This window comes from Clostridioides sp. ZZV15-6598 (genome assembly GCF_020657705.1).
GTDB lineage: Bacteria > Bacillota > Clostridia > Peptostreptococcales > Peptostreptococcaceae > Clostridioides > Clostridioides difficile_F.
The window spans coordinates 1-9,410 of the sequence record NZ_JAGWCS010000140.1; the positions used below are offsets into that span (position 1 = coordinate 1).

The 9,410-nt window shown below is 28.2% G+C and carries 8 protein-coding genes and 1 other annotated feature; all 8 genes read right to left on the bottom strand.

The annotated features are described in order from the left end of the window. Positions 1-73 precede the first annotated feature (73 nt). Positions 74-853: a polysaccharide deacetylase family protein gene (locus tag KGF50_RS18200; protein WP_227849376.1), complete on the bottom strand. Its 780-nt coding sequence runs from the start codon at positions 851-853 to the stop codon at positions 74-76. Between the two features lie 50 nt (positions 854-903). Further along, positions 904-1,386, bottom strand: coding sequence for a TraR/DksA C4-type zinc finger protein (locus tag KGF50_RS18205; RefSeq protein WP_227849377.1), 483 nt, complete (start codon positions 1,384-1,386; stop codon positions 904-906). Positions 1,387-1,570: 184 nt separating this feature from the next. Beyond that, positions 1,571-2,992 carry a carbon starvation protein A gene (locus KGF50_RS18210; protein ID WP_227849378.1) on the bottom strand — a complete coding sequence of 474 codons (1,422 nt, stop codon included), beginning with the start codon at positions 2,990-2,992 and terminating at the stop codon, positions 1,571-1,573. A 145-nt stretch (positions 2,993-3,137) separates the two neighbouring features. Beyond that, positions 3,138-3,887, bottom strand: a complete 750-nt coding sequence (locus KGF50_RS18215) for a LytR/AlgR family response regulator transcription factor (RefSeq protein WP_227849379.1) — start codon at positions 3,885-3,887, stop codon at positions 3,138-3,140. Positions 3,888-3,891: 4 nt separating this feature from the next. Continuing rightward, a complete protein-coding gene (locus KGF50_RS18220) occupies positions 3,892-5,094 on the bottom strand; it encodes a LytS/YhcK type 5TM receptor domain-containing protein (RefSeq protein ID WP_227849380.1) in 1,203 nt (400 codons plus the stop codon). A gap of 529 nt (positions 5,095-5,623) precedes the next feature. Continuing rightward, positions 5,624-6,625, bottom strand: a complete 1,002-nt coding sequence (gene trpS / locus KGF50_RS18225) for a tryptophan--tRNA ligase (protein ID WP_227482885.1) — start codon at positions 6,623-6,625, stop codon at positions 5,624-5,626. A 23-nt stretch (positions 6,626-6,648) separates the two neighbouring features. After that, positions 6,649-7,347: a 5'-methylthioadenosine/adenosylhomocysteine nucleosidase gene (locus KGF50_RS18230; protein WP_227849381.1), complete on the bottom strand. Its 699-nt coding sequence runs from the start codon at positions 7,345-7,347 to the stop codon at positions 6,649-6,651. A 42-nt stretch (positions 7,348-7,389) separates the two neighbouring features. Further along, positions 7,390-7,630, bottom strand: a binding site (T-box leader). 93 nt (positions 7,631-7,723) lie between these two features. After that, the gene (locus KGF50_RS18235) at positions 7,724-9,127 is read right to left on the bottom strand and encodes an amino acid permease (protein ID WP_227849382.1); all 1,404 of its coding nucleotides are present in this window, start codon (positions 9,125-9,127) and stop codon (positions 7,724-7,726) included. Positions 9,128-9,410: the final 283 nt, after the last annotated feature.

Sequence of the window (9,410 nt, forward strand, 5' to 3'; positions counted from 1 at the left end):
TTTTATAGCTTAAAGATTAATGATGCTTGTATTTTAAATATACAAGCATCATTAATCTTTAAGCAAATATTCTTTATTTTTGTACTTGTTCATTTTTATCTAGATGTTGTATAAGTTCAGATACTGTTACAAATTTATACCCTTTTTCTTTTAACTTGGGAATTACTACTTCCAAAGCCTGTATCGTCTGTGATTTATTGTTTCTTTTATTATTATAATCATGTAAAAGTATTATATTTCCATTTTGTACTTTTGTAAGAATGGTAGTAATAATACTATCAACGCCAGGATTTGACCAATCTCTAGGGTCCAGGTTTGACCAAAGAATTATATTCATACCTTTAGAAACTATAATATCACATACACTTTTGCTCATAGCTCTATATGGAGGTCTAAATATTTTGGGCTCTACTCCAATTACACTCTTTACAGCATTTTGTGTATCTGTTATTTCTTTTTCTACTTTATTATAACTATTTTTTTCAACATTTATATGTGTAAATGTATGATTACCTATCTCATGACCTTCCTCATATTGTCTTTTTAATAATTCTTTGTTATATGCAACTTTTTCTCCAACCACAAAAAAAGTTGCTTTTACATCATTTTTCTTTAGTATATCAAGTACTTGTGGCGTAAAATCCTCATCTGGTCCATCATCAAAAGTCAATGCTAGAATTTTTTCATCCTCATTTCCTTGCTTGATTATTACATCTTCATAATCGTTCTTTATATTGTCATTTAGACTATAAGCTTCTTTTACGATATTTTGATTATGTGTATTATGACTATATGTATATACACCTACTATTGATAATACACATATACATATACCCCACATTGCTTTTTTCATATCATTACCTCTTTTCTTAATTCATTCTAACAATATGTGATGTCAATTTTTTAATCTCTCAATGTTCCGTTTTTGTTTAAATCAGTTAAATTTGTTAGGTCTGTTGAATAAAAATTAGAATCCTCCACATCAGGAGTTTCACTTGCATGTCCTAATAAATCTTCTTCTTTTTTTGCACACTCATTGCATAAATTTGTATCAGGTAGTATATCCAATCTTTCTAAATCTATTTTATTATGACATAAATCACAACGTCCGTATGTTCCATTTTCTATTTTAGATAATGCCAAATCTATTTGATACAATCTACCTTCTTCATGATTTATTAAACTATTTTGCATATTTTGCATATATAAATCTGTTCCCATATCTCCTATATGATTATCATAACTAGATAACTCTCCTGATGAATACTTTTCGCTGGTATGTTTAGTTGTATCTCCAAACAAAGTATTATCTTTCATATCTCCCACTAAATTAGTCAAATTTGCTCTTTCTTTCAATAATTTATCTTTGTATTTTTTAGTATCCATTTTCAACACCTCTAATTTTAATATTTATATCGTAAAAATAGTATGTGGAAAACTAAATTAAAAATACAATAAAAAGTAAGATTTGATTTTTTCAAAAAAAATTTGTAGGCAAATTTTAAATTTACCTACAAATTTTTAAAACATGATTTAATTGTTATATTTTTTATTTTTTGTAATAATTGTATTAACTTGATAATTTATGAGTATTTTGTTCTTTTATATCTTTAGCTTTTTTAAAGAATAAAATACCAAGAATTATTGCAACAGCAATACCTATTCCATTAGATATATTTACTGGTAGTCTAAAACCTTCTTTTGCTTGCATTATATAACTAAATGTCACTACAGTCATAAAAAGTGCTGGCAATGTAGTTATGTAGTGATTTTTATTTGCTTTAACCAAATATGCAGAACCAGTCCATAACATTATCATAGCAAGTGTTTGATTTGCCCAAGAGAAGTATCTCCAAATTATATTAAAGTCTATAAATGTAAGAGCAACACCTACTGCAAACAATGGTAAGGCTATTAAAAATCTATTTTTAACTGCATCTTGATTGTAGTTCATTGCATCAGCTATTGTTAATCTGGCACTTCTAAATGCTGTATCTCCTGAAGTTATAGGACATGCTACAACACCAAGTATAGCCAAAGCTCCTCCAATAGGTCCCATTAATCCAACAGATACTGTATTTACAACAGTAGCTGCTCCACCATCATTAAATATTACATTAAGTTGAGGTATACCATGGAAGTATGACATAGCTGCTGCTGCCCAAACTAAAGCTATTATTCCTTCTGCAACCATTGAACCATAAAATACTGGTCTTGCTTCACTCTCTCTTTCAACACATCTCGCCATAAGTGGTGATTGTGTTGCATGAAAACCTGATATTGCCCCACATGCTATTGTTATAAATAAATATGGGAATAGAGGTGTTCCATTTGGATTCATATTTTGTAAATTTATATTTGGTATGTTATATCCCTTTATTATTAATCCTCCTGCTACACCTACTGCCATAATTAATAAAGCAGCTCCAAATAAAGGATATATTTTTCCAATTAATTTATCTATTGGTAAAACAGTAGCCATTATATAATAAAGAATTATTACTCCAATCCATATTTGTGTATTTACTCCTGTTAATGTTTTTAGTAATCCTGCTGGACCTGTTATAAAAACAACTCCAACCAATACCAAAAGAATAACGCTAAATATTCTCATTGCTATTTTTGCACTATTGCCTAAGTAAAGACCTACTAATTCTGATGCAGATGTACCTTTATTCTTCATTGATAAATATCCAGAAGCAAAGTCATGTACACCACCTGCAAAAATTGTCCCAAATACTATCCATAAAAATGCTGATGGGCCAAATAATGCACCTTGTATAGCACCAAATATAGGACCTAAACCTGCGATATTTAAGAATTGAATTAAGAAAATTCTTTTCCATTTCATTGGAACATAATCCACACCATCTCTACAAGATATAGCAGGAGTTTGATTTTTATCATTAATTCCAAAAACCTTTTCTACAAAGGTACCATAAATAAAATAACCCACTATAAGTACCACTATTGAACCTAAAAAACTTACCATAAATTCATCCCCTTAGTTTTTTTATAATTGCTTTATAAATTTTTATAAGTTTAAGAAAACTATTTCCAGTTCAAATGGTAATACTTTTTTGTACTAATATAAATGTTAATCACATTAAGTGCATATTTAAGTACATGAAATGACTTTATATATGCATTAATAGCCTGAATTCTTTTATTTTACTTCTACTTACAGTTACTTCATAATCACTATCTTTTAACTTCAATATGTATGTATTATTAAACCATGGAATAATTTCTTTTACTTTAGTTAAATTTACTATGTAAGACCTATGCGTTCTAAAAAAAGTTTTATCATTTATTATGTTTTCTACTTCTGATATACCCTCTTTTAATATAAACATTTCCTTTTCAGTATATATAAATGTCTGTCTTTCATTAGCCTCACAGTAGTATATATCATCAATATCTATTACAACCAATTTATCACCTTTCCAAAGGCTAATTTTATGTGTTATTTCCTCTATATTCTGGTTTATTGTACTTTTTTTATCACTAGATATTTCACTACTATTTGTTTCACTTTTCTCTAACTTATCCAACATTGATGTAATTCTATCCTCAGAATAAGGCTTAAGTACATAATCAAATACACCTAATGAAAAAGCATCTACTGCATAATTTTCATATGCTGTTATAAAAACTATTTTGGGTCTCGCTTTAAATTGATTTAATGTTTTTGCAAGTAACATTCCATCAAGATGAGGTATATTTATATCCAAAAAAATTACATCTATTTTATTTTCTTGAATAAAATCTAGTACCTCTATACCATTAGTAAATTCACTTACTACCTCAATCTTGCTTTTATTTTCAATAAAATATCTTAATTCCTTTCTTGCTGGAAACTCATCCTCAACTATTATTGCTTTCATCTTCCTACTCCTTTACATAAAACATAATTAAAGTTCCTTTATCAGTTCTTCTCATATTAAGACCACTTCCATACATTAGCTTAAGCCTTAAATGAACATTATAAAGGCCAATCTTATTTTCTGGCATATTGTCTTGATATACATTATTTATGACTTCTTCACTTATGCCTATACCATCATCCTCAATCGATATTCTCACAGTATTTTCTAATGAATGCTGTAACTTTTTTATGGATATTTTTACTACACCAGCTCTTCCACTTTCCAAAATCCCATGTATTATTGCATTCTCTACTATTGGTTGTATAATCAAGCTTGGAATTTTTATATTTACATCATCTATATCATAAATTATAGTTAATAAATCTCCAAATCTAGCCTTTTCTATTTCTACAAAAGATTTAACTTGCTCAATCTCTTTATTTATGTCTATCAAGTTATCACTATATTCAAGATTGTATCTCAAGTAAGTTGATAAATTTATTATGAGTTCTCTAGCTTTATCTGGATTAAATCTTATAAAGGATGCTATTGTATTTAGAGAATTAAATAAAAAATGCGGATTAATTTGCCTTTGAAGTGCTTTTATTTCTGCTTTATTTCTTGCCTCTATATCCTTTTTATCTTTTTCAATTCCCTCAACTATAGATATAACAAACCCTATACCAATTTGTCCAACAATTAGAGGTAAATATATTCCATTAATTATTTGAATTGCCAGAGAATGAGGCTGTGATATTAAATATATAAGTAATATAGTAAAACTTTCAGAAATCATACCTACTAATATTCCATATATCACTCTATGCTTTTTTGGTATCTTCTTATATAAAAATCCTGATAACACACCTGCTAGTATGCTTGATAAAAGGCATGACATGGATGTTATACCTCCAATATCCATAAAATACCTATGGATACCTGAAAGCAAACCTGCTGTGATACCTACAATTGGTCCAAATAGAACGCCTCCTGATACTATAGATATTATTCGAGTATTTACTATTGACCCCATATAATTTATACCATTATAAGTACCAAATATAGCTAGAAAAGTAAAAACTAAAGATATACAAATCAAATCATTTAAGCTATATTCTTCTTTTTGAAATATTTGTTTAAATGTTTTTAGCTTTGTTATTAGAAGAAATAATACTACAATAAAGCTTGTTTTTTCTATTAATGCTATTAAAATTGATGTTTTCATGTTTTTCCCTCTTATTTTCCCTGTTAAAAATAATTTTTACATATGTTATTGGTATTATTTTTATGGTCTATTAAATACATAAAAAATAATTGCCTTAATTATTGTATCATATCAGCTAAACATAAAATCAAACTCATTTAATTATATATATAAATTTTTTAAAACGTTTTTTTGATATATTATTGACAATTTTCTTTATAAGAGTTAAAATTAATTCATAAATTACATATTGAGTATAAAGTATAATGGACGTGTGTTCAAGGTTGGTTCAGAAGGCTCTGGTTTTCTGATTTTTTTATGCTCAGTAGTGATATGCAAAAAAGAACAAAGTTAACGTCAGTTAACTTTTACCTTTATTCTACTTTCCCCAAAGTAAGAATAATCTAACCCCTTTGAGATGAGCAAAAGCTCATCTTTTTTTATTACAAAACTAAAGAGGATATTATCTTGATAACATCCTCTCTCTTTCCTATCATATGCTTTTTTAATAGCTTTAAAGTTTATCTCCTAAAGAATACATATAATATAATTAATATCTTCTCTCTATAAACCCAACTTTTTTATAAACTTTTCTAAGAGTTTTTCTAGCTTGTTTTTCAGCCTTTTCAGCTCCCATAGTATATATTTTTTCTAAATAATCTTTATTATTAAGAAGGTCAACATATTTTTCTCTTATAGGTCTTAAAGCTTCTGATACTACTTCAGCTACATCTTCTTTAAATACTCCATAACCTTTACCTTCATACATGTTTACAATTTCTTCTACACTCTTTTTACTTAAATTAGAATATATATCAAGTAAGTTTTTAATACCAGGTTGTTCATCAGTGTACTTTACAACACCTAAAGAATCAGTAACACTTCTCTTAATCTTTCTCTTTATAGTATCTGAATCATCTGCCAATAATATAAATGCATTGTCATTTGAATCAGATTTACTCATTTTCTTAGTTGGTTCTTGTAAACTCATTACTCTTGCTCCACCTTTTGGATAGTATCCTTCTGGAACTACAAATGTAGGTGAAAATCTATTATTAAATCTATTTGCTAAATCACGAGATAACTCTAGATGTTGTTTTTGGTCATCTCCAACTGGAACCAAATCAGCTTGATATAATAGTATATCAGCAGCCATAAGAACTGGATACGTAAATAATCCTGCATTTAGATTTGCTTCACTCTTTTGTGATTTATCTTTAAATTGAGTCATTCTACTTAATTCACCCATATAAGTCATTGTATTTAATATCCACATAAGTTCAACATGTTCTTTAACATGCGATTGTATAAATATAGTATTTTTTTCTGGGTCTAATCCACAAGCTAGATATTGAGCAAGTAATTCTATAGTATTAGCTCTCAAAACTTTAGGGTCTTGAGGTACTGTTATTGCATGTAAATCAACAATACTATAATAACAATTATAATTTTCTTGAAGTTCAGTCCAGTTTTTTATAGCTCCTAAATAGTTTCCTAGAGTCATCTTACCTGATGGTTGTGCACCACTAAATATAACTTTTTTTTCACTCATATGATTTTTACCTCCTCATATATTTATATTGATTTTAACATGCTTAATACAATATCTTTAGAATTGTTGGCTGCCTCATGTACAAATACTTCATACGCAACGCCAGCACTTCCATCTGCTTTATCAGACATCGCTCTTATTATGACAAATGGAACATTATTTAAGTAACATACATGAGCTATAGCTCCACCTTCCATCTCTCCACAATACCCACCAAAATCATTTACTAATTCTTCTTTTAATTCTTTAGAGTTTATAAATATATCCCCTGTTACTACTCTTCCTTTTAATACTTTATGAGTTTTTGTTTCTTCTACAGAAGATTTATAAGCAGCTTCTACAAGTCTTTCATCTGCTTTAAATACAGATGTTTCCATTCTTGGTATAACACCTTTAGGGTCTCCAAATGCAGTAGTATCTACATCGTATTGTATCGCATCTGTTGAAATTACTATATCATTGACATCAAGATTTTCATTTAAAGCCCCAGCAACACCTGTATTGACAATAGCATCAACTTTAAATTCACTTATTAATATTTGTGCACAAAGAGCAGAGTTAACCTTTCCTATGCCACACTTTACTAATACTACATTTTTTCCTTCTAAAGTCCCTTTATGAAATTCTAAGCTAGCTTTTTTTACAGTTTCTTTAATATCCATTAAATTTACTAATATGCTTACTTCTTCATCCATTGCACCTATAATTCCTATAACGTTCATTTTGCCTCCTAAATTTTCTATATTAAAAAATCCGTCCTAAATCAATAGGACGGATATATTTTCCGTGGTACCACCTAAATTTATATATACTCAAAGCTGAATATATATATCTTAATATATGCTATAACGTGCACACACGATATCAGATAATCTACAGTCTTAAACTGCATTTCACCTTACTCCTCAAAGACCCATTCAATAAACACTTTTTATTAAGTTCTCAGCACCCTTAATTCTCTGTATAAAAGTCTATTTATTTACTCTTTCTTATCTCAGGATTTAACTTATTAATTTCTTTATTTTATAATATTCCTTATGATATAAATTGTCAACTATATATATAATAATATCCAAAATATATATTTAAAATACATTTTTATTTAGCAGATCTCTTTTCATATCTACTCCATAACCATAGACCAGATAAGATAACTAGAAGACCTCCACCAATCATTTCTATTTCATATATGATATTTTCAGCAAATGTAGGCATAACTGGTGCTGCTGATAACAATATACCAACTACAGTTACAGTTAAAACCATTTTCGCTAAACCTATACAAGTACCTGTTGATTTTGCCATAGTATATGGTCTAATTTCATCTGGTCTCTCTTTTCTTAGCTTAATATAAGAAGCATATAACAACACATATGGGAATAATGCAGTTAATGCTGTCATAGTTACAAGAACATTGTATATAGCATCAACAGAAGGCATTAATGTAGTCACTAATAATATTATAGTAACTATTATTGCTTGAAGTATAACTGCTTTAGAAGGTATCTTATGTTTATTTACTTCTACCAAACTATCTGGAAATACTCCTTTTTTAACACTACCAAATAACATTTTTATTGGTGATGCTATATAAAGAACTATTGCTCCTAGTATTGAAAAAGCTATACCAAAAGCTATCAATTGAACTAACCAAGAACCTATTCCTAAAGATTCACAAACAGCTGCAAGTGCATCTAGCACACCTTTAGAAGCAGTAATTTGGTCTGGTGGTATTATCATTGTTATTGCAATTGAACCTAATACATATAATGAAGCAACTATTCCAGCTGATATTAATATCGCCTTAGGGAAGTTCTTTTCAGGCTTATCTATTTCTGTTATAAAGTTAGCTGCAGTTTCTGCTCCCGCTAAACCAAACATTATAGCTGATATAGCAACAAATGCATCCATATTAAGTTTTGGAGTCATTGAAGCTATTGTATATGTTGAAGCTATATCATGTTTTTTCAATACTAATACTGCCAAAAATGAAAATATTATAAGTATAGCACTTGGTATTGTTGAACCTAATGCACCTGTATTAGTGAATATTTTTGTAAAACTTATTCCTTTAGTTGCTATAATAGATAATATCCAGAATATTACTAAAGATAATATAAGTACAAATATCTTATTATCTGCAAGTGCTGGATTTCCTATTGTATAAGAAACATTTACTGCTAAAAAAGTTAGGAATGAAGAATACCAAAATATTTTAGCTGTCCAGTTTAACCAAGAAACTAAAAATCCATATTTTTCTCCAAAGGCTTCCTTAACCCAATCATATAAACCTCCATCACCTTTTTGGTATGTAGAAGCTAATTCAGCACAAATTAAAGCTCCTGGTACGAAATATATAAATGAGAATAATAACCACATAGGTATTGCACCTAATCCTAAACCGAAGCTTGATGCTGTCGACTTAGCTATCCATCTTATACCATATAAAGCTGATACATTCATAAATACCAAACTCCACAGGCCTATTTTTTTCTTTTCCATCCTATTATAATTTCCCCTCTCTTTATTAATTAAAAATTGATTTCATAACTGTTAAAATAACTTTAACTTAAAAAATACTTCAATTTAACCTATAAAATACTTTAAATAAAAATATTTATACTTCAAATTTAGATATTTTGAAATCAAAATTTACTAAAAGTGATAAATTTTGAAAGTTCCATCACTTTCTCTTTAATGATACTAAATTTTTAAAATTGTTTCAATATTATTTTAATATAAAAATTTTTTTATTAATTTTCATAATTATATAACTATCTCAAAT

What these genes read in the sequence shown, in the direction of transcription:
- KGF50_RS18200 (WP_227849376.1), bottom strand. Translation starts at nt 853, where the DNA reads ATGAAAAAAGCAATGTGGGGTATATGTATATGTGTATTATCAATAGTA.
- KGF50_RS18205 (WP_227849377.1), bottom strand. Translation starts at nt 1,386, where the DNA reads ATGGATACTAAAAAATACAAAGATAAATTATTGAAAGAAAGAGCAAAT.
- KGF50_RS18210 (WP_227849378.1), bottom strand. Translation starts at nt 2,992, where the DNA reads ATGGTAAGTTTTTTAGGTTCAATAGTGGTACTTATAGTGGGTTATTTT.
- KGF50_RS18215 (WP_227849379.1), bottom strand. Translation starts at nt 3,887, where the DNA reads ATGAAAGCAATAATAGTTGAGGATGAGTTTCCAGCAAGAAAGGAATTA.
- KGF50_RS18220 (WP_227849380.1), bottom strand. Translation starts at nt 5,094, where the DNA reads ATGAAAACATCAATTTTAATAGCATTAATAGAAAAAACAAGCTTTATT.
- trpS (WP_227482885.1), bottom strand. Translation starts at nt 6,625, where the DNA reads ATGAGTGAAAAAAAAGTTATATTTAGTGGTGCACAACCATCAGGTAAG.
- KGF50_RS18230 (WP_227849381.1), bottom strand. Translation starts at nt 7,347, where the DNA reads ATGAACGTTATAGGAATTATAGGTGCAATGGATGAAGAAGTAAGCATA.
- KGF50_RS18235 (WP_227849382.1), bottom strand. Translation starts at nt 9,127, where the DNA reads ATGGAAAAGAAAAAAATAGGCCTGTGGAGTTTGGTATTTATGAATGTA.